Below are 22,092 nucleotides of genomic sequence, written 5' to 3'. Positions count from 1 at the left end.
GAAGCGGCGGCTGAGGCGGCGAGCGCCGTGTCAGGCCGGCAGCAGGAAGCCGTCGCGAACCAGGTTCCCCACTTCCTCGAGGAGGCCAGTGCGGAATTCGGCGCCGTCAAACCCCTCGTAGCCGCCCAGCAGGGCCTCGAGGGCGCCGATGATCTGCCCGACGGACAGGTCGCCGTCGCACGCTGAGACCAGGCCGGCCAGCTCTGTACTGAGCAGGTTGGTGCGGCGCAGCCCGGCACCCTGCCGCAGCAGGATGACGCCGGGGTGTTCCGCCCCCGGGCGCTGGTGCCGCTCCTCGGTGACGTCCGCCGCGACCAGCAGGTGGGCGGCGGCCAGATCATGGGCGGCCAGCCAGTCGGCCCGCTCGACGGCGGCGCCCAGATGTGGCCCCACCGGCTGTTCGATCGGGTACGTGATCTCCTCGAAGCGGGAAAGCACCCGCCCGGCGCCGTCGGCGGGCCGCCGCAGCCAGATCATGCCAAAGCCGATTCCCGCCACATTGCGCGCGGCGAAGTCATCGAGGTAGGCCGCGTACGAGTCCTGGTAGAGCCGGCGGTCGCGGTTTTCCGAGGCGTCCTGCAGCCAGGTCTCGGCATACAGCTCCGGGCCCACCTGCTCGCGCTGGATGAACCAGACGTCGGCGGCCGGGCTGGCCCAGCTCTGGGGCCGCTCGGCCCAGCCGGCACCCGCCGTGATCTCCCAGTTGCCCAGAAGCTGGGCCGTTCCGCCCGGGGTCAGGACAGAGGGCAGCGCCCGAACCAGCGACGACACAATCTCATCCCCCGGCAGGCCGCCGTCGCGATAGGTGAACTGGTCCGTGGCGGCCTCGCCGAGGCTGCGGGGCGTGATGACGAACGGCGGGTTGGAAACCACCAGCTCGAAGTCCTCCCCCGCGACGGGTTCCAGCAGGGACCCGAGCCGCAGGCTGACGCGGGCGTCGAGATCGGCCGGGTCCAGGTGCAGCTCGTCGGCGTTGAGCAGAAGGTTGAACCGGGTGAACGCCAGCGCGCGTTCGGAGATGTCCGTGGCGGTCACGTGCTCGGCATGGTGCAACAGATGAAAGGTCTGGATGCCGCAGCCGGTGCCGAGATCGAGGGCCCTGGCGACGCGGCGGCGGGCGGTGACCTGGACCAGTGTGGTGGAGGCCTGCCCAATCCCCAGGACGTGGTCGTGGCGGAGGACGCCTGCGCGCTGGTGGGCGGCGAGATCGCTGGCCACCCAGAGGTCCGCTCCGCCCTGGCCGGCACCGTCTTCCCCCACGGTCGGGTCCCAGCCGTAGGGCCTCAGGTCCACCTTCGCCTGGATCAGGTCGCCGTCCGACGGCTCCACGAGCCCGAGTTCAGTCAGCCCCTCCGTGCGGATGCCGGGGAGGGCGGCGTCGAGGGTCTCCGCGCGCTGCGGCTCGGACAGGAGCCAGAGACGCACGACGCCGGCGAGCGCCGCCTTCGCCGGCTCCCCGAGCGAGCGCCCGGCGACGATCAGCGCAGGGATGAGCTGGTCCCGGCCGAGGGCGGAGTGCGCAGCCTCGCCGAGCAGCTCCGCAACCCCGTCCACGGTGTAGCCAACGGCCCGCAGGTCCGCGGCCAGGGCCCCGAGGAGGCCGGGGAGGTCGCTCCGCGGAGCGTCCGGGGTGTTGCCGGCTGTGAACGGGGTTGTGGGAGCCTGCGTTGAACGAGCCTGGGTTGTGGGAGCCTGCGTTGAAGGAGACGGTGCGGCGGGGCCTTGCGCTGAGGAAGTCACCGGACAAGTTTAGTCCCGGGGTTTGGCCCCGGGCTTGGTCCCGGGCCGGGCCGGCTAGAGCTCGGTCTGCGCGTAGATCTTCAGGGCGTCCCGGACGAAGGCCGCGCCCTCGGCACCGCCGTAGTTCGCGGCGAACCGGGGGTCGGCCACATACATCTCGCCAAGTCCCGTCACGTACCCTTTGATGCCCGGACCTGCGCCCTTGTTGCCACCGGCGGGGCCGCCTGCGGCGGTCGACGCCGCCGGGGTGCCGGGGATACCCCGGAGCCATTCGACGTGGCGCCGGGCCAGGTCCTGCGCCTGCGGGCTGTCCGCCGTGATCCCCGACCCCGCAGCGGCCGCCCAGTCAGCGCCGAGCCGCCGGGACTGCTCCGTCCAGGCAGCCTTCTCCCCGGCCCCCATGCCGCGCCACCAGGCGTCCGACGTCGCGTAGGCATCCTTGCCCCACCGCTGTTCGACTTCCTCCCGGTACTTGGTGTGGTCGAAACCGTCGAACATTTCCTCCGCCATGATCTTTCCTCCCGTTTGCAATGCCTCAATGGTGTGACGGACCGAAGCGATCTGCCGCCCCAGCCTGTCCTGCTCCTGCAACAGCCACGCCAGGTGCCGGCCCAGTGCATGCTCCGCGTCCGCCTCGTTGCCGAGCACGTCCGCGATCGCCGGCAGCCCGAGCCCCAAGTCGCGCAGGAGCAGGATCCGCTGCAGACGGACCAGGGACTCTTGGCCGTAGTACCGGTAGCCGTTATTGCCGATGCGGCTTGGCCTGAGCAGGCCGACGTCGTCGTAATGACGCAAAGTCCGGCCCGTGGTGCCGGCCAATTTCGCGATCTGCTGAACGGACCAGTCCATGCCTCCACCTTCCTGTTCCCTCCGGCGTGTTCCCTCTTCGCCTTCGGGTTTCTCTCTGCCGTCGGTCTGCTGTTCCCCTGCCGGCCGGTCGTTGCCGGCCCGTCCCCTGACTCTAAACTTTGACGCTGCGTCAAAGTCAAGGGTCCACGGGAGAAGGCGTCTCGGAGGTCCGTCCGGCCGGACGGGAGCCTGCAAGGCGGTAAGTTTGAGGCATGGTTTTCCCTTCCTCCCACGCCCCGGCCACCCGGCTGGTCCGGCGGACGCTCACAGGTGCGGCTGCCGCCGTCGTCGTACTGGCCGCAACGGCATGTTCCCCGGCCGGTTCGATTGAGAGCGCCGACGTCCCGGCGTGGAAGGCGACCGCCCTGCCCTCGGTCCCCGGGACGGTCCTGGAGGATGCCGGCAAGATCCTGAACCGGGATCCGATCGTCCGGGCCGCTTCCAGTGTGCCCGCCGGCACCTACACCCTGACCATGACTTGCGAGGGGGGCGGAAAGGCGTTCTTCGCCGTCAGCCTGGACGGCAGCCGACTGACCGAACCAGGAGCCGCCTGCAACGGCAGCCGCGAAACCGCCCGTATCAAGGTGCCCGTCGCGGGCGAGGTCACGCTCAGCACGTCCAGTGTGGACGCCCCGCTCATCTATGCGTACCACCTGGCAGCGTCGGAGTAGGATCCGCCCGCAGTCTGGTCCCGGGGTCCTGGCCAGTGCCCGCTGATGGGCCCGTCCGGTCCGTTCCATTGGCCTCTGGCGTTTGATCCCGGGCAGCCTTAATCTCAAGGTATGCCAACTGTGTCGGCGAGCAGGGTGCCGCGACAGCGCACCTCGGCCGCCGCCGTGGTGCTCTCAGTTGCGGTGTTTCTCGGGACGGTCCTGTCCGGCTGCGAGTATGAATACAGCGCCGACAACTGGGACGATGAATCGACCTCCGTCGCCGCTGCGCCGACCGACGCTGCCCTGCCCCGGGACCCCCACCTCGACGAGCCGGTGTCGGGCGGGGAACTGGACGCCTGGGTCCACGATGCACTCCCCGACGCCGCGGGGCAGGTTTTCCATACGGGTTTTGGGACGCTGAAGGCCGACGAGGAGCGGCAGGAGACCACAACCCAGCTGCCCAAGGGTACCTACGCCCTGACACTGGCTTGCCGGAGCACCCACCGGGTGTCCTTTTCCATCGAGGACGGTGCAAACGAACTCGTGGACCTGAGTCTCCGGTGCGGGACGTCCAGGGTGAACGTGGTGAATCTGGCCGCAGATGCGTCGCTCTTGATCAAAGTGGATGCGAACGGACCGGCGAACTATGCATACCGGGTGAGCCGTATCTGAGGTTTCCGGCCAGCCAAAAATCCGGATCGTGCCTTAGGCGGCGCAGCCGTCGGGGCAGCGCAGGGTTTCGGGGCTCGCGGCGCACACGGAGCAGTAGAGCGTGAGCGTCCGGCAGCTCGGATTCGAGCAGTTTTCGAACTTGCTCGTGGGCCCTGTGCAGCGGACGCACTCGCCGATGGTCTTGGCGTCCCCGCTGAACTCGAGGTGCATGCGCTTGTCGAAAACGTACAGGGAGCCCTCCCACAGGCCCTGGTCCTTGAAGGCCTCGCCATAGCGGACAATGCCGCCGTCGAGCTGGTAGACCTCCTTGAACCCGCGGTTCACCATGAGGCTCGAAAGCACCTCGCAACGGATGCCTCCGGTGCAGTAGGTGACAACCGGCTTGTCCTTGAGGGCGTCGTATTTGCCCGAGTCGAGTTCCTTGATGAAGTCATGGGTCGTGGCAACGTCGGGGACCACAGCGTCTTTGAACTTGCCGATCTGGGCCTCGAAGCCGTTGCGGCCGTCAAAGAACACGACCTCGTCGCCCTGCTGTTTCTTGGCGTCAATGAGTTCGTGGAGCTCCTCGGGTTTGAGGTGGGTTCCGCCGCCCACTACTCCGCCGGCGTCGACTTTGAGCTCGCCCGGTGCGCCGAAGGATACGATTTCGTCCCGCACCTTCACGCTGAGCCGTGGGAAGTCTGCCGCGCCGCCGTCGGACCACTTCACATCGATGTCGTGGAATCCCGTGTACTCCCGGGTGGCCTTGACGTATTGCTTCACGGCGTTCAGTTCTCCGCCGACCGTGGCGTTGATGCCGTCCTTGGACAGGATGATGCGGCCGGTCAGTCCGAGTTTTTCGCACAGGGCGCGCTGCCAGAGCCGGACGGCGTCCGGGTCAGCGAGGGGGGTGAATCCGTAAAAGAGCACAATCCTGTTTAAAGCCACGCTTTTAAGGGTACTGGCTGGAGTGGGGGGCCGAGCGACAGTCACAATTGGATAAGCAAGCGGCCTTCCCCGACCCGGCCCCTGTTGCTTGTGGCACCGCTGGAATACGCTCATCACATGAGTCTTGACGCCATGGTTGAAGACACCACTCACCTGCTGGAAATCTGGGTGGCCGGATGGGCCGGCTGCCGCGGGTTTGAGACGCGCAGGGAGGGACGGTTCCCCGCGGCCTTTCGTGCTGACACCACCCAAGAATGGGAATATTTCGCCTACGATCCCTCCGAGGCGGAGTTCGCGGCGCTGGCGGCGAAGACGGCTGAAGCGCCGGCCAGAGTCCTCACGATCCTGACCAATGACGCGGCCCGGTACACGGTCCTGGGACAGCGGCATGGCATCCATGTCACCTCGGCTACCCAGACCATGATGATCGTGGACATGGAGACCCAGGATGCGGAAGACCCCTGGCTTTCGGACGACGACCTCAAGCTTGCGACGTCCCGGACCGACGGCGTCCACCACGCGGTGGTCAGCGCCGGCGAAGACGTCGCCGCGAGCGGACGCGTGTTTGTGGTGGGACACACCGCCATCTTCGACAACATCGTGACGGCACCGGCCTACCAGCGCCGGGGGCTGGGCAGCTTCATCATGAAGGCACTGGCGGCCCAGGCGTTCGAACACGACGTCGACTCCGGGCTGCTGCTCGCCTCGCTGGACGGGCAAAAACTCTATTCGCACCTCGGCTGGCGCATGGTGTGCCACGTACTGATGTTGTCGACCTCGGACGAAGGGTCGGACCTGTCCGTCGAATGAGGCGCCGCGCGCTTGCCCCGTCCGGGAACGGGCGTCCGGGGCACCGTACCGTCCTCTTGGTTACCCTGCGTCCCGCACGAACATTTGCCGAGCCGCAGGCGCGCTGCTGGGCGGGCGGGCGATTTGAGGCCGGATGAAAGAATATGTGAGTGAACCCGCATGAGTCCTTGATTCCGTTGCTGGGCCGAGGCCCGGACCCGGAACAGCTGCGTCATGTGCGAACGATCCCGGCCCGCGAGGCCGTCAACGCTCCGTGGCCGGAGTGGGCCCACCCGGATCTCGTGAACGCCTACGGTTCCCTGGGCATCCACGAGCCTTACCTTCATCAGGTCCAGGCCGCCGAACTGGCCCACGCCGGAGAGCACGTGGTCATTGCCACCGGCACGGCGTCCGGCAAGTCCCTGGCGTATCAGCTGCCTGCCCTGGACGCGATCCACCGTTCCGAGCTCGGGGTCCGGTCCGATCCCGGGAAAATCCACGACGACGGCGCCGTGACCCTCTACCTGTCCCCCACCAAGGCTCTGGCCGCCGACCAGCTGGCCGCGATCCGGGCGCTGAACCTCCCCACGGTCCGGGCCGAAACTTATGACGGCGACACCGATCCCGCTTCCCGGCGCTGGATCCGGGACCACGCGAACTTCATCCTCGCCAACCCTGACATGCTGCACTTCGGCATCCTCCCGAACCATGCGTGGTGGGCCAGGTTCTTCCGGCGCCTCCGCTATGTGATCGTGGATGAGGCCCACAGCTACCGCGGAGTCTTCGGCTCCCATGTGGCAAACCTCATGCGCCGGCTGCGTCGGATTTGCGCCTACTACAGCCCCGGCGGCTCGCATCCCGGACCTGTCTTCATCGCGGCGTCCGCCACGGCCTCTGACCCCGAGCAGTCCTTCGGCCGGCTGATCGGCGCACCAGTGCGTGCCGTTTCCGAAGACAGCTCGCCCCACGGGTCCACCACCGTGGCGTTTTGGGAGCCGGCCCTGACGGAACTCCGGGGCGAAAACGGTGCCAAGGAGCGACGGACCGCTGTCGCCGAGACCGCCGACCTGCTGGCCAACCTGGTGTCCTCCCGCACCCGGACCATTGCGTTTATCAAGTCCAGGCGCGGGGCAGAGACAATTTCCTCCATCGCCAAGCGCCTCCTCGACGAGGTCGACCCCAGCCTGCCGCAGCGTGTGGCCGCCTACCGGTCCGGCTATCTGCCGGAGGAGCGACGGGCCCTGGAAAAGTCGCTGCGCTCAGGTGAACTGCTGGGCGTCTCCAGCACGTCCGCGTTGGAACTGGGCATCGACATTTCCGGTCTCGACGCCGTGCTGGTCGCAGGCTGGCCCGGCACGCGAGCGTCATTGTTCCAACAGATCGGCCGGGCGGGCCGCGCCGGCCAGGACGCGATCGCTGCTTTCGTGGCCAGCGACGACCCGCTGGACACCTACTTGGTAAACCACCCCGAGGCGATTTTCGACGTCTCGGTGGAGGCCACGGTCTTCGATCCCTCCAACCCGTATGTCTTGGGCCCGCACCTGTGCGCCGCCGCGGCGGAACTTCCCCTCGGATTCGCCGAACTGGAGCTCTTCGGAACCACGTCGGAGAAGTTGCTGGACCGGCTGGTCCTGCAGGGCTACCTGCGCAAACGGCCGGCCGGATGGTTTTGGACCCATCCGCAGAGTGCCGCCGCCATGGTGAACCTCCGGGCCGATGGCGGAGGGCCGGTGAGCATCGTGGATGCCGAGACCGGTTCCCTGCTCGGCACCATGGATTCGCCCCAGACCCATTACCAAGCCCACACCGGCGCCATCTATGTCCACCAGGGCGACAGCTATGTGGTGGAGGACCTGAATGAAGACGATCACTGTGTGGTGGTGCGCCGGGCGAACCCCGACTACTACACCACCGCCCGGGACGTGACCCAAATCGAGGTCCTCGAAACGGAACGTACCACCCAGTGGGGCGACGTGGCCGTGCATTTCGGCGATGTGAAAGTGACAACCCAGGTGGTCTCCTTCCAGCGCAAGGCGCTGATTTCGAATGAGATCCTCGGCGAGGAACCGCTGGAACTGGGCGCCAGGGACCTATTTACCAAGGCGGTGTGGTTTGTCGTGGACAACCGCTCGCTGACCGGCGCCGGGCTGATCGAGGCACAGTTCCCCGGAGCCCTGCACGCTGCCGAGCACGCCGCCATCGGCCTCCTGCCGCTCGTGGCTTCCAGCGACCGCTGGGACATCGGCGGGGTGTCCACGGCCATTCACGCCGACACTGGAGTGCCCACCATCTTTGTCTACGACGGCCATCCCGGCGGGGCCGGCTTCGCCGAACGCGGCTACGACAAGGCCAGGATGTGGCTGACCGCCACCCGCGACGCCATCAAGGCCTGCGAATGCGAGTCCGGCTGCCCGTCCTGCGTCCAGTCACCCAAGTGCGGCAACAAGAACAACCCGCTCGACAAGGACGCTGCCGTCACACTGATCGACGTGTTGCTCAAAGACGCCAGCGAACTGATGCATAGCGGCACCTCCGGCACAACGGCGGCCCCGGCCGTGCCAACGGGAGATAAGCCCGCCCAACCGCTCCGAGCCTGAACCGCGTCCCTGCGGCATTTCGGCGGCGCACGGCCGTGGCAGGTCGGCGGGACCAGCCTCGGGTAGATTCGCGGCTCCTGGCATTCCGCAGCCAATTTGGCATCATTCACGGCGTGGACCCGCTCCCGGGCGGAGGGGGCGGTCCCGCCCGGGCCAGCCCTCTAGCCGCCCCGAGGAACGGTCCGGCGCCGAGCTCGGTGCGGACCTGAACTGTGGCGTCCGGGCCTTCGGAACAGGCAACCATCGCGGCATGGTTCTTCAGCGCGACCTCCCGGGCCACGGCACAGGGCTCGCCGGGCGTGATTCCGCGTGCGGCATCCGCGGCAGCCAGCGCCGCGAGGTCGGCAGCCGACGCAGCCCTCGACGCCGCGACGGCCGATTGGGCCAGAAGCAGCAGCAAGGCCACAGCCATGATGACCACCAGCCCGAGCCCCAGGGCCAGGACGGTCCCCGAGCCCCGCTCTGAAGGCCGGCATCGGTGCCGTGCACGGTCAGGAAACGGATTTCTGGGCCGCGGCCCGCAGGCCCCGGCACCGAACGGCGGCATCAGGTGCCCTGCCCCGGGGAGCGGGACGCGCCATCCAGTCGGGGCTGTTGTGCCGCGCCGGGAACCTCGGCACGCGCCATCACACTGGCGCTCAGGACCCACGGAATGAGAGAACCGACGGCCCCTGGGACGCGGCCGGACACGGTGACCCTGTGCCAATCGCCGTCGACCGTCACCTCGGCCCCTGCCGTGTCGCCGGCGAGCCGGCGGACAATTTCTCCCACTTCGCCGGCCCCGGCGCCCCTCGCCAGTGCACGGGCACCACCGCGGGCCGCTTCTTCGACGCGCAGTTGCGTCACTCCGGCCGCCGAACCCGCGAGCAGCAGGGCGAGCAGGAGCACGACCGAGGGCAACGCCACGGCGAACTCCGCAGTGACCGCCCCGCGACACTCCGCGGTTGGCGGCGGCTCCCTCCGGCTGCCACAGCGCCAGCCACACCAGACTGCCGTCATGGCAACGTGAGCGCTGTCCGGATGAGGTTCAGGAGGAACCCGCGGACCTCATCGCTGCGCATGATGAACACGAGGACCCCGGCGAACCCTACGGCGGCCAGGGTTGCAATGGCATATTCAGCGGTGGCCATTCCCGCCTGCGCGGATGGCGGCCTCCTGCGCCCGTGCGGCTGAACGGGGGCAACCGAGCTGGCGCCGGGATAGATTTCGTACACCTCGGCAACGCCGCCCTCCCCTGTGTCCATGCGACTTGCAGCGGGAGTGTCCTGATTTATTGACATCTGCTTTCCTTCCACGGGACACCGGCATGAACGCCGGCTGGTTCGACTCTCCCGGCTCGGTTGTTGCGCCGTAAGCCCCGAGGTCCGCCAAGTGGATAACGTGCCCATAGGTGGCGGGCTGTGGAGGAGAACTGCCTGGTAGTCTCCGGGTGGCTACGGAGCGCAAGCCCCCCGCCCTGCTCGTGTCAGGGGCGGGCCCGGCATCAGGCCGGGAGCAGCCCCAGGAGGACCGGCACGATGCCGAGGCACACAAACGCCGGCAGGGAGCACAGGCCCAGCGGCACAACAAGCTTCACGCCGAGCGCCGCCGCACGCTGCTCGGCAGCCCTGTTGCGTTCGCGGCGAAGCCGGGCCCCCTGGGCATAGAGGAGCGCTGAGGAGGGGGCGCCGGTGACCGCGGCGAAGCAAAGGGCGTCGCGCAGGGCGAGGAGCTCGGGCGCCCGGGCACCGGAACTGCGCCATGCCGTGTCCCAGTCCGCGCCGATTGCGAGTGCTGACACAACCGGCCGAAGCTGCCGCCCGAGTTCCGGTGGCACCAGGGCGGTGACGAGTTCGAGGGACCGGCCAAGCCCGGCTCCGGCATCCAGCATGGCGCCGATCAGTTCCAGCATCATGGCGGTGTCCCGCAGACCTGGGAAGCCGTGAGGTCCGTGCCCGCCGGCGGCGTGGGGCGCCGGACCTCGGGCGGCCGGGTCAGCCGGGTCAGCCGGGTCGGCCGGGGCCGGAAATTGGCGCCGGAGCCGCCGGCGGACCCGACCCGGGCGTGTGAGGACTACGACGGCTGCACCGGCAAGGCTCGTTGCCACCACGAATCCGGTCAGTTCGGGCCTCACGGCGGCCGCGGAGTCACGATGGGGCTTCCGCCGCGGCCCGGACGAGCCTTGAGGACCACAACCGGCCGACGGCGGTCAGCGCCGCACCTGCGGCCAACGCCGCGAGGCCCCAGGGGTTACCCAGCAGTGTCGCCACCGGGTCCACGCCGAGCAGCAGGCCGAGAGCCAGGCCCGACAGCGGGAGCCAGGTCAGTAGACGGACCGTTGCGCGGGGCCCTGCCAGGGCGGTCTGCCGGGCGGCCTCGGCGTCGTCCTCCGTCTCAAGGTGGGCGGCAAAGCGCGCCAGGACATCGGCCAGCGGGCAACCGCTGGCCTCGGCTGTGTCAAAGCATGCGGCGAGCTCGCCCCACACGCGCACGTCGCGGCGGGCCCGGACGCCAACGGCCTCCCTGGCGGCAGCGGCGACTGTGCCCTCGCCGGCAGACCCGCCGGAGACTTCGCGACGGATGGCCGCGGCCACGGAGGACCCGCGCAGGGCGGCTGCACGCGCGGCCGCAAGGATCCGGACAGACTCCGGGCCGAGGACCGCTCCGGAGCCTGCGCGGGCCTGGTGGCGGCCGGCACCGGCCACATGGCCCGCGGACCAGCCCCGCGCAGCGTCCCCGCCGTATAGGACCCATAATTCGTCCCACAGCCGGGCGGGGATGCGCCCTCCCTTCAGCAGCGCCGCCAACTGTTGGACCACGACGGTCATTGGGACGGGCCCGGTGCCTGCGGATCCCCCGCCGGGCGAACGGATCCCGCCGGCTCTTCGCCGGCGGGATCGCGGCTGCCCGCCGGCGGCGGAGCTTCCCGCGCCGGCGGCTTGCAATGCCCTGCGGGTACGCTGACCGGACGCCCGCGGGGAGGGAAATGCCAGCCACGCGGCCAGGACCAAAGCGATGATCAGGAGGGCGGTCATCGCAGCGTCCATGCCCTCGGGGGTTCGTGTCCGGAACCCGGCGGGCGCCCGGCGGGCCGCGCCTGCTGTAGCTCGGAGGGGCCCGCCCCGGCCAACCCGGGATCCAGGCCGAGACGGTGCGCCAGCTGCGGCCAGGCCCGGCCGAAGCGGAGCTGGCCCTGTTGGATGTCCAGTGCGACGGCGACGCTCAGGCCCGAGTCGTCGGCCTCCATGATTCCAATGCTCGCGACACGGCGCCCGGTTTCGGACCGCTCGACATGCACGACGGCGTCGATCGCGCTGGCGACCTGCAGCCGTACGGCGTCCTGGCCCATGCCGGCGAGCGCGCCAAGGGCCGCCAGCCGGGCAGGCACAGCCGCGGCCTCATTCGCGTGGATGGTCCCGCCGCCTCCTGTGTGTCCGGTGTTCATGGCCGAGAGCAGCTCGCGGACCTCGGCCCCGCGGCATTCGCCCACCACCAGCCGGTCCGGCCGCATCCTCAGGGCCTGGCGGACCAGTTCGCCAAGGTCCACGGCACCGCCGCCTTCCAGGTTTCCGTGCCGGGATTCCAGCGAGACGACGTGCGGGTGGACCGGATTCAGTTCCGCGGCGTCCTCAATCAGGACGAGTCTTTCCCCGGGGTGGCAGAGTCCGAGCAGCGTCGCCAGTAACGTGGTTTTCCCCGAGCCGGTGGCACCGCTGATGAGGAAGCTCAGCCTGGACGCCACCAGGCGTTCGAGCACGGACTGGACCAGGCTTCCGCAAGTCCCGGTCCCGAACATGCCGTCGCGCCTCAGCTCGGGCATGGAGAAGACCGTGGCCCGGCGGATGCGCACGCTCAGGAGGGTTCCGGCCGTGGAAATGGGCGGCAGCACCGCGTGCACCCGGTAGCCGCCGTCGAGCCGGACGTCGACGCACGGCGAACCGTCATCCAGGCGGCGGCCGCCGGCTGCCACCAGCCTGGTGGCGAGGGCGCGGATCTGCGGCTCCCCGGAAAAGACGACCGGCGCCTTTTCCAGACCGCCGCCGCGGTCCAGCCAGACCGAGTCCGGCCCGTTGACAAAGATGTCCGTCACGGCGGGATCCCGGGTGAGCGGCTGCAGGGGGCCCAGGCCGTTCAGTTCCGCGCTGATGCGCTCCACCGCAGCCAGGGCTCCGGCCGTGCCGAGCAGCCGTCCGCTCGCCTGAACCGCGGCCGCGACCCGCGACGGAGTTACCGGGGAAGCATCGGCCATCACGGACTCGCGCACGGAATCCAGCAGCGTCTGGTCGAGAAATCCCTGCGAGCGCCGGCGGCCCGGTGCCCGTCGGCTGGGCTGTTCCGGTTCGGCGGGTTCCACGGCCGAATGGGCACTCATGAGTCTTCTCCGCCGTTCAGGTCAAGGACTCCGGCGGCGAAGCGGCGGACGGCGCGCTGCCGGCCGGCTTCCAGAAGGCGGCCGAGTTCCGTTGCTCCGGCCAGGCCCTTGATGTCCGGCATGATGCCCTGAAGGGGAAGCCCCACGGAGTCGGCAATCAGCGGCGCATCCAAGGCGGCGCCGGGACTGGCCCGGACCACTAGCGCGGTGTCCACGGGTGGAAGCTCCTGCACCAGCCAGGCCGTGGCGACGGCGGCCCGCAGCCGGGCGGGCGCGACGACGATGATCCGGTCGCATTCACCGGCGAAGGCCCGCATCGACTCCCGTTCCCTGCCAATATCCAGTACGACCAGCTCGCAGTCGCGGCGGGCGGCATCGAGAACCGCGGCCACGGTGGTCGCGTCCACGCCCGCCGCACGGTCCCGGGTTCCCGGCCACGACAGGAAGGCGAATCCGCCGGCGACCGGCAGCGCATCGTCCAGCTGGGCCGGGTCGATGCTGCCGCTCACCCCGGCCAGATCCGGCCAGCGGAGCCCGTGGGCGTCCTCGGCGGCCAACGCCAGTTCCAGGCCGCCACCCCAGGGGTCGCCGTCGATCAGGAGCACGCGGATTCCCGTTCCGGCGGCGGCTTGCGCGATCCAGATGGCGGCCGTCGTGGCCCCGGCACCGCCGCAGCCGCCCGTGAGACCCAGAACGAGTCCGCCGGCTTCCGGCGCGCGGGACCGGCTCAGGTATTCCGCCAACCAGGCGGCCGCGTCCGGCAGCACCGCGACGCGTTCGGCCCCGACTGCGGCGGCCAGATGCCACAGCCCGTCCCCGTCACCGTTGAGGCCGAGCAGCACGGCAGGGGCCCTCCGCCGGGGCGGCAACTCGCGGATGTCGCTGCCCACGAGCACGGCGGCCGCGGCGTCCCAGAACGGTGCGGCCTCGGCAACGTCCTGCACCGTCCGCAACTGGCCGCCGGCCGCTGCGACTATGCGTTCCACCTCGCTGCGCAGCACATCGACCCCGGTGACGAGCAGGGTTTCCGCGGAATCCCCGGGGACCCAGGGCCCCTGCTCCTGCGGAGGCGGCGAGCCCGGACCACGTCGCTGGTGCCTGTTCATGCTGCCACTTTGCCTGCGCCGGAGGCGCAGCGAAACCGCCGTTGTGGGCTATGTGGACAAGCCTCGCGGCCATCCTGCACCCGCGGCCAGGAAATGCGCACGGACCACGCCCCGGAGCAAGGCAGAATTGACCCTATGTACCTGCTGCTCGCTGCCCACGCCGACGGCGCGGCGCTGCAGCAACTCACTGCGGATGGCCTTCCTGAACCGTCCAATCCGGAACCCCGGCTTGTCAGCGCCGGCGACCTCGCCGAGGTTGTGCGCGGGCTTGAGGAGCGGCACCCGCGCTGGATCTGGCACCGCACACAGGACTGGTATCCGGCGCTGCTGGGCGCCGGCGTGGAGCTTGAGCGCTGCTACGACCTCACGTTGTGCGGTTCGATCCTGGCCCACTCGGAGTTCACCGCCCACACCGACTATGCACAGGCGGCGGAGAAGCTGACGCAGGACGATGAGCTGCACCAGCCGCCGCGGGGCCTGCAGCCCCCTGCCCCGCCGCCGGAACAGGGTGCCCTGTTCGATGCCCCGGCCCCCGGTCAGCGTCCCGGCCAATCCCTGGAGGCTCTTCGCGTCGAGTACGCCGCGCAGCAGGAAGCGCTTGGCCAGGCGGGAACGGACTCCGGTGCGGACGTCGTCCCTGACGCCGGCCGGCGCCAGCGGCTGCAGCTGCTGCTCGCGGCGGAATCCGCCGGGGCCATGATCGCCGCCGAAATGCAGCACACCGGCGTCCCGTGGCGGGAGGAACTGCACGAGCAGATTCTCGCGGATCACCTCGGCCCCCGCCCGGGCCCGGGTCAGCGTCCGGCCAAACTCGAATCGCTCACGGCCGAACTGAGGCTGCTGCTGAAGTCGCCGGCGCTGAACCCGGACTCCCCGCAGGAGCTCATGCGCGCCCTGCACCGCAACGGCATCGAAGTGAAGACCACCCGCCAGTGGGAGCTGAAGGAATCCAGCCACCCCGCGATCGTGCCGCTGCTGGCCTACAAGAAGCTGGCCCGACTCCACGCGGCCAATGGCTGGGCGTGGCTTGATACGTGGGTGAAGGACGGCAGGTTCCAGCCCGAGTACGTGGTGGGCGGGGTGGTGTCGGGCCGGTGGGCATCGCGCGGCGGCGGGGCGCTGCAAATCCCGCGCCAGATCCGCGGCGCGGTCCACGCCGATCCCGGCCACAAACTGATCGTTGCGGACGCCTCGCAGCTGGAACCGCGGGTGCTCGTGGCGCTGGCGCAGGATTCCAAAATGGCCGAGGCCGCCCGGGACAAGGACCTCTACGCCGGCATCGCCGCCCAGGGTTTCGGCGGCGACCGGGCAAAAGCCAAGGTGGCCCTCCTCGGAGCCATCTACGGAGCGACCACGGGCGAATCCGGCCGGCTAATGCCCCAGCTGGCCCGCACGTACCCCCGCGCCGTGGGCTTCGTCGAGCAGGCTGCCCGCGACGGCGAAGCCGGCAGGACCGTCACTTCACGGCTGGGCCGGAGCAGCCCGCCGCCGTCGGAGCGCTGGCTGCGGAGCCAGCACTCCACCACCGCGGAAGAACAGCGCCGGGCGGACTCGATCGCACGCTCGCGCGGCCGCTTCACCCGGAACTTCGTGGTCCAGGGCTCGGCCGCTGACTGGGCGGCGTGCTGGCTCGCGGAACTGCGACGCCGGCTGCGCGCCCTACGGTCCGACGGCGCAGCCGTTGGCGAGCTGGTGTTCTTCCTCCACGACGAAGTAATGGTGCACTGCCCCGAAAGCGCCGTCGGGGACTGCATCAAGGCCATCGAGGACTCCGCAAATGCCGCGAAGGAGCTGCTGTTCGGCCGCATTCCGGTGGAATTTCCGGTCAGCGTGGCCGTAGTGGACTCGTACGACAACGCCAAATGAGCGCCCGCCGTCACCGCCTGTAACGTACCCGCCGGTAAGGTGTGTGGGCTCCGTCACGGGGCTACCCTCGAAGAGGCCGGCGATATTCCCGTACGATCCGCCGGCCATTGCAACGACGCAAGGAATTGGGGAGGCACAGGTTTGGCTGGCATTTTTGAGATCGCGCAGGATGGCGACAAGGCTTATTTCTTCAGGCTGACGGCGGCGGATGGCACGGTAGTGGCCGTGTCACCGCTCTTCAGCTCCATCAAGAGCGCAGCGGCGGGCATCAACGCCGTGCGCGAGAACGCCGCGACCGGCCTGGTTGTCGATCGTTCCGGTGCGCACAGGCGAGCCGCCGCCGGCAGGTCGCCGGGACGGGCGTTTGCTCCCCTGACGGGCAGCGCCGTGGCTACTGCCTAGCGGATCGGCCGGCAGGCCGGTGCCCTGCGGGCTTCACACCCTGCGCGCCTCACACATCGATCCCGTAGAGCCGCGTGCGGTCCCACGGAACGGCCCAGCCCAGCTGTTCAAAGAGCTGGTTAAGGATCATCCCGGTAAACCCCCACACCACCACGCCGTTGACGGTGAAGGCGGGGCTCTGGAACGTCTGGCCGGCCCGGCTGACCGTTGCCATCACCCGATTGTCCGGGTCCAGCAGGTCCCGCACCGGAACACGGAACACCTGCGCGGATTCACCGTAGTCCACCACACGGACCGGTGACTGGGCGGCCCACCAGGCCAGAACCGGGGTGACCAGGAAATTACCCCGGGGCAGCGCCAGTTCGGGCATCACCCCGAGCACGTCCACGCCCGCAGGGTTCAGGCCGGTCTCCTCTTCCGCCTCGCGAAGGGCGGCGTCGACCACGGATTCACCCGGGTCGATGCCGCCGCCAGGAAACGCCACTTGTCCGGGATGGTCCTCCAGGGTTTGGGCCCGCTGCAGCAGCAGCACGTCCAAATGGGCTGGTGCCAGCAACTTCTCTGACAGCGCCGGAACGTTGTCCAACGCGCCGAAGAGCATGAGCACGGCGGCCCTGCGGACCCGCTCGCCGGGTTCGACGGCGAGTTCCCGCCAGCGCGGATCCGGGGCCGGCGCAGTGCCCGCCTCCACTGCGGCAACGAGATCGACGAGGTCCTGGCGCGCGGTCACGGCTGCTTCCTCTGCGATTCCATCCGGATTTCGGCGGCGCGGTGCGTCTCGGCCAACAACCGCGCCAGCAGTTCCTCCTGCCCCGGGGCGAGTTCGTACTTCAGCAGCTTCCTGGCCTTCTCCGGGTCCGTCTCGCCGGCACCGTAACTGGGGCACCAGTTGGCGACGGCGCAGGCGCCGCAGGCCGGCTTGCGTGAGTGGCAGACGCGGCGGCCGTGAAAGACGACGCGGTGCGAGAGCATGGTCCAGTCCTTCGGCTCGAACAGCTCAGCGACGTCGGACTCGATCCGGACCGGGTCATCCGACTCGGTCCAGCCAAACCGCCGCGCCAGGCGGCCGAAGTGGGTGTCCACCGTGATGCCCGGAATGCCGAAGGCATTGCCCAGCACGACGTTCGCGGTTTTCCGCCCGACGCCGGGCAGCGTCACCAGATCCTCCAGCCGGCCCGGCACCTCGCCGTCGTACTCGTCCACAAGCCGGGTGCACAGCGCCAGGAGGTTTCTGGCCTTGGCGCGAAAGAAGCCGGTGGGCTTGATGATGGCCTCCAGCTCGGCCGGATCCGCCTCCGCCATCCGCCGCGCATCCGGGTAGCGCGCGAACAGCAGGGGCGTGATCTGGTTGACCAGCACATCCGTGGTCTGTGCGGACAGCACGGTAGCTATCACGAGCTCGAACGGGCTGCGGAAGTCCAGCTCCGCGTGGGCATACGGATACTGTTCCGCGAGTTCCCGGTTGATCCGGCGCGCTCGGCGCTTGAGCGCCAGGGCAGACTCCCCGGACGCCCGCGCCGCACCGGGCCGGGCGCTCCCCGGGTCCGGAGTGACGGGTACCGTGGTGCCGGGTTCCGTGGCCACGGGGGCGGGCTAACCGCGTTCGATGTTGCTGAGGTCCCGCAAAACGCCCAACCGGCCGTCGGTGTGCTGGACCAGGAATTCGTTGCCGCGGTCCTCAAGGGCAAGGACCCAGCCGCCGGGTTCAATGACGAACGCCGGGGCTCCGGTGCGCTCGTCGACGGCGGTGCGGGGCTGTGCGACGGCGAACCAGAACGCCTCGTGCACCGGGTGGACATCGTCCTCGGCGGGCCGGCTGGCGGGATCCACGGTGGCGCCGATGGGCTCCTGCGGCCGGACCTGCTCCTGCGGCCGGACCTGGGGGTTGACGGTGGTGGGGGCATTGCCGCCGGGGGCTGCCGGAACGTCGGCGGCCTGGGTCTGTTCAGCGGCGGACGCAGGGGCGGCGGCGGCAGCGGCACCGGCAGCAGCGGACGCCGGAACGCCGGCGGCCTGGGTCTTTTCCGCGCCGGATGCAGCCGCGTCAGTGGAACGGGCCGACGCCGACGGCGTCGATGAGGCGGACGGCGCTGGGGCAGCCGCGCCGGCTGCCGGTACAACGCCCGAGATCTGGGTCTCCGGTGCGCTGGGAGCCGCAGCACCCGGCGCCGCAACGGATGCCGCACCCGCCGAAGGCGCCCCAGCCGAAGGTGCCCCTGCCGACGGCACCGCCGGTGAGGTTGCAGCTGGTGCGGCAGCCGTGGCGCCGGTGGCCGGGCGCTTGCCCCAGCCCGCGGCCGTGCCGGATGCTGCCGCACCGGAGGCGACTGCCCCTGATGCTGCCGCCTTGGATGCGTCTGTTCCCGAGGAGTCCTTGGCCGTTTTCGGCTGCTTCGGCGTCTTGGGCGCCCGGGGCTTGTGCACCGGGGCAACAGCTTCACGAGCCACGATGTGGGCAGGCGTTTCCTCCCGGCCCAGGAAATCGCCGGCAAAGAACGGGATCCAGCGGGCCAGGACGGTGGCCGCGAAGAGCCCCACGGCGCCAAGGAGCGCTATCAGCATGCTCGGCACGAACGCCCCGGCGGCGGCAAGAAAGAAGAAGGCCAGCGTGAAAGACGCCACGACGGACGCGAACTGGTCGATCGACAGGGATCCGATCCGGATCTTGGTCGTCGGGCTGAGACGGCGGGCCACGAACAACGCGGTGACAATGAGCGGAAGCACGATGCCCAGGCCCAGGAAGAAAAGACTGCCCAGGTTCCACAGGTTGTAGGCCAAGGCAAACATCGGAAACAGCGAGGCGATGAATAGAAGCAGCGTGGAGCCGAAGACGGTGAGGTCACGGATGGTGAAGGGACCGAGGACGGCTTCGGTTTTCTTCGCGGCCTTCTTGTCCACTGTGAAGCGTGGCGCATCCCCGTACCCGGCGGGCCCCGGCTGCGCCGTTCCACCCTGGCTCTGGGTTCCACCCTGGCTCTGGGCGGGCGCCCGGAGCTGCCCGTTGTTTTGCTCGTTCATTCCGTATCTCCTTAGCATGGCGGCACTCTGGACAGCGCCGTCTAACGGCAGGCAAAGACAGAACCGCAAGCGGGTTCTGTCGCCTCCATCGGATGTCACAACTTCATCTCAGCCTAGCCAAGTGGATGGCCGATCACTAGCTGACGAGCCGAGGGCGGACGCAGCAGAATTCTCCGGCTTACCGAATCCCGGATGCTTCCGCCGTGCCGCCGCCCGGCTCCGCCCACGGACCACTCGGCGCTTAACAAACACCGCTCACGGCGCTGTTTGTGACGGGGCGCACGTTTGGTCGGACCCACGTATTAGTGTTTATTCCAGACAGCTCCAGCGGCACTGCCGCGGTCTGCCGCCGCCCGACGTCGCGCATGCGGCCCGGCGTGGAGGCGACGCGCACGGCCGCGCAGCCCGGATCGATGAATGATGAGGTTCACCATGTCCCAGCAGACACCCGGCTCCATGGCCACGCAGGCGCCCCACGGCGACGCCTTCGAAAACCTGTCCCAAGAGAACCGCCGTTTCGCGCCTTCGGCCGAGTTCGCGGCGAATGCGGTGGTCGCCGCCGGCGAGTACGCCGAGGCCGACGCCGATCGTCCCGCCTTCTGGGCGAAGCAGGCCCGGGAACTGCTGAGCTGGAGCAAGGACTTCACCCAGACGCTGGACTGGTCCAACCCGCCGTTCGCGAAGTGGTTCGTCGGCGGGCAGGTCAACGCCGCCTACAACGCCCTGGACCGGCACGTCGAGGCAGGGCATGGGGACCGGGTGGCGATCTACTTCGAGGGCGAGCCCGGCGACACCCGGACGTACACCTACGCAGAGCTCACCGAGGAAGTGAAGAAGGCCGCGAACGCCTTCGAGTCGTTGGGCGTGGCCAAGGGCGACCGCGTCGCGGTCTATCTGCCCATGATTCCCGAGGCCGTCATCACCCTGCTGGCCTGCGCCAGGATCGGTGCCATCCACTCCGTGGTCTTCGGCGGCTTCTCCGCCGATGCCCTGCGTTCCCGGATTGACGACGCCGAGGCCAAGCTCGTGGTCACGGCAGACGGCACCTACCGCCGCGGCAAGCCCAGCCCCCTGAAGGCCTCCGTCGACGACGCCCTGTCCCGCGCGGGAGATGGCGACGGCCACACCGTGCAGAACGTCGTGGTGGTCAAGCGCAACGGCCAGGACGTGGACTGGCACGAGGGCCGGGACCACTGGTGGGCGGACACCGTCGGCGCCGCGGCCGCCGAGCACACCGCCGTCGGGCACGACGCCGAACACCCGCTCTTCATCCTCTACACCTCTGGCACCACAGGAAAGCCCAAGGGCATCCTGCACACCACCGGCGGCTACCTCACCCAGACCGCCTACACGCACAAGGCGGTCTTCGACCTCCACCCGGAGACCGACGTCTACTGGTGCACCGCCGACGTCGGCTGGGTCACCGGGCACTCGTACGTCGCCTACGCCCCGCTGATCAACGGCGCGACCCAGGTCATGTACGAAGGCACCCCGGACTCCCCGCACCAGGGCCGCTGGTGGGAGATCGTGGAGAAGTACAAGGTCTCCATCCTCTACACCGCGCCCACCGCGATCCGCACATTCATGAAGTGGGGCAAGGACATCCCGGCCAAGTTCGACCTCTCCTCGATCCGCGTCCTCGGTTCCGTCGGGGAACCCATCAACCCGGAAGCCTGGATGTGGTACCGCGAGGTCATCGGTGCCAACGCCGGCAAGAACGGTGAACGCAAGGCGCACCCCGCACCGATCGTGGACACCTGGTGGCAGACCGAGACCGGGGCGCAAATGATCGCCCCGCTGCCCGGCGTCACGGCCACCAAGCCCGGCTCGGCCCAGGTCCCGCTGCCCGGCATCGCCGTGGACGTCGTGGACGAGCTCGGCGAATCGGTGCCCAACGGCCACGGCGGCTTCCTGGTAATCCGCGAACCGTGGCCAGCCATGCTGCGCGGGATCTGGGGCGACCCGGAGCGGTTCAAGGAAACGTACTGGTCCCGCTTCGAGACCATGTACTTCGCCGGCGACGGAGCCAAGAAGGACGAGGACGGCGATATCTGGCTGCTGGGCCGGGTGGATGACGTGATGAACATTTCCGGCCACCGACTGTCCACAACCGAAATCGAGTCCGCGCTGGTCAGCCACCCCGCGGTGGCGGAAGCCGCCGTTGTCGGAGCCGCGGACGAGACCACCGGCCAGGCCGTCGTCGCCTTCGTGATCCTTCGCGGGGACGCCGTGGACTCCGGCGACGCCACCGTCCAGGAGCTCCGCAACCACGTGGGCAAGGAAATCGGTCCGATCGCCAAACCCAAGACCATCCTCGTGGTCCCCGAACTGCCCAAGACCCGGTCCGGCAAGATCATGCGCCGCCTGCTCAAGGACGTCGCGGAGGGCCGCGAGGTGGGCGACGCGACCACTCTGGCGGACAACACTGTGATGGCACAGATCGCGCAGTCCCTGAAGAAATAGCCGCCGCACGTTTCGTGATCAGCCGACCGGCCGGGGGCGGCGCTGCCCACTCTGGTGGGCCGCGCCGCCGTCGTCGTCCGTCCTGTTGGTCGGCGCCGCCGCAGCGGGCACCCTTCCCGTGGCGAACGGTGCGGCGGTAACGAACAGCGCGGCGGGCTGCGGCGCGATAGATTTGCAGACATGACTGAAGCCACCCCCGCCAGCGGCGCAGGCCGCGGCACCATTCTGGTACTCAACGGACCCAACCTGAACTTGCTCGGCACCCGCGAGCCGGAGAAATACGGGACGGCGACGCTGGCCGACGTCGAACAGCTCGCCAAGGACGCCGGCGCGGCACTCGGCCTGGACGTCGAGTGCTTCCAGTCCAACCACGAGGGTGCCCTGGTGGACGCCATCCACGCCGCACGCGGGAAGGCGGTGGGAATCGTGCTCAACGCCGGCGCCTACACGCACACGTCCGTGGCCATCCGGGACGCCATTTCCGCTGTTGCCCTGCCGACGGTCGAGGTGCACATCACCAATGTTCACGCCCGCGAGGCCTTCCGGCACCATTCCTACCTTTCGGACATCAGCAAGGCCGTGATCGCCGGCGCCGGGATCCTGGGCTACCGCTTCGCGGTGGAATACCTCGCGGGACTGCACGCGGACAAGGACTGAGC

21 protein-coding genes are annotated in these 22,092 nt (G+C 69.3%); 8 read left to right on the top strand and 13 right to left on the bottom strand.

Translation table 11 applies throughout. The annotated features are described in order from the left end of the window. Positions 1-30 precede the first annotated feature (30 nt). A complete protein-coding gene (locus BLS42_RS20435; RefSeq protein ID WP_256336193.1) occupies positions 31-1,587 on the bottom strand; it encodes a DUF7059 domain-containing protein in 1,557 nt (518 codons plus the stop codon). 207 nt (positions 1,588-1,794) lie between these two features. Further along, positions 1,795-2,589 carry a MerR family transcriptional regulator gene (locus BLS42_RS00175; protein WP_090574634.1) on the bottom strand — a complete coding sequence of 265 codons (795 nt, stop codon included), beginning with the start codon at positions 2,587-2,589 and terminating at the stop codon, positions 1,795-1,797. Positions 2,590-2,801: 212 nt separating this feature from the next. Between BLS42_RS00175 and BLS42_RS00170 the strand changes: the two genes are divergently transcribed. Next, entirely contained in the window at positions 2,802-3,260 is a 459-nt protein-coding gene (locus tag BLS42_RS00170; protein WP_090574631.1) for a hypothetical protein, read from the top strand. Positions 3,261-3,371: 111 nt separating this feature from the next. Then, positions 3,372-3,914, top strand: a complete 543-nt coding sequence (locus BLS42_RS00165; protein WP_256336146.1) for a hypothetical protein — start codon at positions 3,372-3,374, stop codon at positions 3,912-3,914. A 33-nt stretch (positions 3,915-3,947) separates the two neighbouring features. Here the strand turns inward: BLS42_RS00165 and BLS42_RS00160 are convergent, their stop codons facing one another. After that, positions 3,948-4,841 (bottom strand): oxygen-dependent tRNA uridine(34) hydroxylase TrhO, encoded by an 894-nt coding sequence (locus tag BLS42_RS00160; protein WP_090574628.1) that lies wholly within the window; start codon positions 4,839-4,841, stop codon positions 3,948-3,950. Between the two features lie 117 nt (positions 4,842-4,958). On the opposite strand from BLS42_RS00160, the gene BLS42_RS00155 reads away from it, so the two are divergent. Then, positions 4,959-5,651 carry a GNAT family N-acetyltransferase gene (locus BLS42_RS00155; protein WP_090574624.1) on the top strand — a complete coding sequence of 231 codons (693 nt, stop codon included), beginning with the start codon at positions 4,959-4,961 and terminating at the stop codon, positions 5,649-5,651. A 149-nt stretch (positions 5,652-5,800) separates the two neighbouring features. Continuing rightward, entirely contained in the window at positions 5,801-8,227 is a 2,427-nt protein-coding gene (locus BLS42_RS00150; protein WP_256336145.1) for a DEAD/DEAH box helicase, read from the top strand. Positions 8,228-8,333: 106 nt separating this feature from the next. Here BLS42_RS00150 and BLS42_RS00145 read toward each other — a convergent pair whose 3' ends face one another. From BLS42_RS00145 to ssd, 7 genes are all read right to left on the bottom strand, one after another. After that, on the bottom strand, positions 8,334-8,774 hold the full coding sequence (locus tag BLS42_RS00145) for an Rv3654c family TadE-like protein (RefSeq protein ID WP_090574621.1): 441 nt from the start codon (positions 8,772-8,774) through the stop codon (positions 8,334-8,336). After that, complete coding sequence (locus BLS42_RS00140) at positions 8,774-9,226, bottom strand: TadE family type IV pilus minor pilin (protein WP_090574618.1); 453 nt, start codon at positions 9,224-9,226, stop codon at positions 8,774-8,776. The genes BLS42_RS00145 and BLS42_RS00140 overlap by 1 nt, the downstream gene beginning before the upstream one ends. Further along, positions 9,223-9,507, bottom strand: a complete 285-nt coding sequence (locus tag BLS42_RS00135; RefSeq protein ID WP_090574613.1) for a DUF4244 domain-containing protein — start codon at positions 9,505-9,507, stop codon at positions 9,223-9,225. Before BLS42_RS00135 ends, BLS42_RS00140 begins: the two co-directional genes overlap by 4 nt. Positions 9,508-9,710: 203 nt before the next feature. After that, the gene (locus tag BLS42_RS00130) at positions 9,711-10,340 is read right to left on the bottom strand and encodes a type II secretion system F family protein (protein WP_256336144.1); all 630 of its coding nucleotides are present in this window, start codon (positions 10,338-10,340) and stop codon (positions 9,711-9,713) included. 13 nt (positions 10,341-10,353) lie between these two features. Continuing rightward, entirely contained in the window at positions 10,354-11,241 is an 888-nt protein-coding gene (locus BLS42_RS00125) for a hypothetical protein (RefSeq protein WP_176803075.1), read from the bottom strand. Then, on the bottom strand, positions 11,238-12,578 hold the full coding sequence (locus BLS42_RS00120; protein WP_090574607.1) for a TadA family conjugal transfer-associated ATPase: 1,341 nt from the start codon (positions 12,576-12,578) through the stop codon (positions 11,238-11,240). The genes BLS42_RS00125 and BLS42_RS00120 overlap by 4 nt, the downstream gene beginning before the upstream one ends. Next, a complete protein-coding gene (gene ssd / locus BLS42_RS00115) occupies positions 12,575-13,684 on the bottom strand; it encodes a septum site-determining protein Ssd (RefSeq protein ID WP_090574603.1) in 1,110 nt (369 codons plus the stop codon). The genes BLS42_RS00120 and ssd overlap by 4 nt, the downstream gene beginning before the upstream one ends. Positions 13,685-13,819: 135 nt before the next feature. On the opposite strand from ssd, the gene BLS42_RS00110 reads away from it, so the two are divergent. Then, positions 13,820-15,550, top strand: coding sequence for a bifunctional 3'-5' exonuclease/DNA polymerase (locus tag BLS42_RS00110; protein WP_090574600.1), 1,731 nt, complete (start codon positions 13,820-13,822; stop codon positions 15,548-15,550). Positions 15,551-15,691: 141 nt separating this feature from the next. After that, on the top strand, positions 15,692-15,952 hold the full coding sequence (locus BLS42_RS00105; RefSeq protein ID WP_090574598.1) for a YegP family protein: 261 nt from the start codon (positions 15,692-15,694) through the stop codon (positions 15,950-15,952). A gap of 49 nt (positions 15,953-16,001) precedes the next feature. On the opposite strand, the gene BLS42_RS00100 is transcribed toward BLS42_RS00105, so the two are convergent. From BLS42_RS00100 to BLS42_RS00090, 3 genes are all read right to left on the bottom strand, one after another. Then, positions 16,002-16,682, bottom strand: coding sequence for an NUDIX hydrolase (locus BLS42_RS00100; protein WP_090574595.1), 681 nt, complete (start codon positions 16,680-16,682; stop codon positions 16,002-16,004). Continuing rightward, a complete protein-coding gene (gene nth / locus BLS42_RS00095; protein WP_090575967.1) occupies positions 16,679-17,446 on the bottom strand; it encodes an endonuclease III in 768 nt (255 codons plus the stop codon). Before nth ends, BLS42_RS00100 begins: the two co-directional genes overlap by 4 nt. Positions 17,447-17,545: 99 nt before the next feature. Continuing rightward, positions 17,546-18,970: a hypothetical protein gene (locus BLS42_RS00090; RefSeq protein WP_090574592.1), complete on the bottom strand. Its 1,425-nt coding sequence runs from the start codon at positions 18,968-18,970 to the stop codon at positions 17,546-17,548. 432 nt (positions 18,971-19,402) lie between these two features. On the opposite strand from BLS42_RS00090, the gene acs reads away from it, so the two are divergent. Then, positions 19,403-21,433, top strand: coding sequence for an acetate--CoA ligase (gene acs, locus BLS42_RS00085; protein WP_090575964.1), 2,031 nt, complete (start codon positions 19,403-19,405; stop codon positions 21,431-21,433). Between the two features lie 180 nt (positions 21,434-21,613). Then, a complete protein-coding gene (gene aroQ, locus BLS42_RS00080; RefSeq protein WP_090574589.1) occupies positions 21,614-22,090 on the top strand; it encodes a type II 3-dehydroquinate dehydratase in 477 nt (158 codons plus the stop codon). Positions 22,091-22,092 lie beyond the last annotated feature (2 nt).

The sequence above is a fragment of the Arthrobacter sp. ov407 genome, from assembly GCF_900102895.1.
GTDB lineage: Bacteria > Actinomycetota > Actinomycetes > Actinomycetales > Micrococcaceae > Arthrobacter.
Note: the sequence above shows the minus strand (reverse complement) of the source record. Positions and strands in the feature narration are given on the sequence as shown.

Excerpts from the sequence above, each read along its gene's own strand:
- BLS42_RS00175 (WP_090574634.1), bottom strand. The coding sequence starts at position 2,589 with ATGGACTGGTCCGTTCAGCAGATCGCGAAATTGGCCGGCACCACGGGC.
- BLS42_RS00170 (WP_090574631.1), top strand. The coding sequence starts at position 2,802 with ATGGTTTTCCCTTCCTCCCACGCCCCGGCCACCCGGCTGGTCCGGCGG.
- BLS42_RS00165 (WP_256336146.1), top strand. The coding sequence starts at position 3,372 with ATGCCAACTGTGTCGGCGAGCAGGGTGCCGCGACAGCGCACCTCGGCC.
- BLS42_RS00155 (WP_090574624.1), top strand. The coding sequence starts at position 4,959 with ATGAGTCTTGACGCCATGGTTGAAGACACCACTCACCTGCTGGAAATC.
- BLS42_RS00145 (WP_090574621.1), bottom strand. The coding sequence starts at position 8,774 with ATGCCGCCGTTCGGTGCCGGGGCCTGCGGGCCGCGGCCCAGAAATCCG.
- BLS42_RS00140 (WP_090574618.1), bottom strand. The coding sequence starts at position 9,226 with ATGACGGCAGTCTGGTGTGGCTGGCGCTGTGGCAGCCGGAGGGAGCCG.
- BLS42_RS00135 (WP_090574613.1), bottom strand. The coding sequence starts at position 9,507 with ATGTCAATAAATCAGGACACTCCCGCTGCAAGTCGCATGGACACAGGG.
- BLS42_RS00125 (WP_176803075.1), bottom strand. The coding sequence starts at position 11,241 with ATGACCGCCCTCCTGATCATCGCTTTGGTCCTGGCCGCGTGGCTGGCA.
- BLS42_RS00120 (WP_090574607.1), bottom strand. The coding sequence starts at position 12,578 with ATGAGTGCCCATTCGGCCGTGGAACCCGCCGAACCGGAACAGCCCAGC.
- ssd (WP_090574603.1), bottom strand. The coding sequence starts at position 13,684 with ATGAACAGGCACCAGCGACGTGGTCCGGGCTCGCCGCCTCCGCAGGAG.
- BLS42_RS00110 (WP_090574600.1), top strand. The coding sequence starts at position 13,820 with ATGTACCTGCTGCTCGCTGCCCACGCCGACGGCGCGGCGCTGCAGCAA.
- BLS42_RS00090 (WP_090574592.1), bottom strand. The coding sequence starts at position 18,970 with ATGAACGAGCAAAACAACGGGCAGCTCCGGGCGCCCGCCCAGAGCCAG.
- acs (WP_090575964.1), top strand. The coding sequence starts at position 19,403 with ATGTCCCAGCAGACACCCGGCTCCATGGCCACGCAGGCGCCCCACGGC.
- aroQ (WP_090574589.1), top strand. The coding sequence starts at position 21,614 with ATGACTGAAGCCACCCCCGCCAGCGGCGCAGGCCGCGGCACCATTCTG.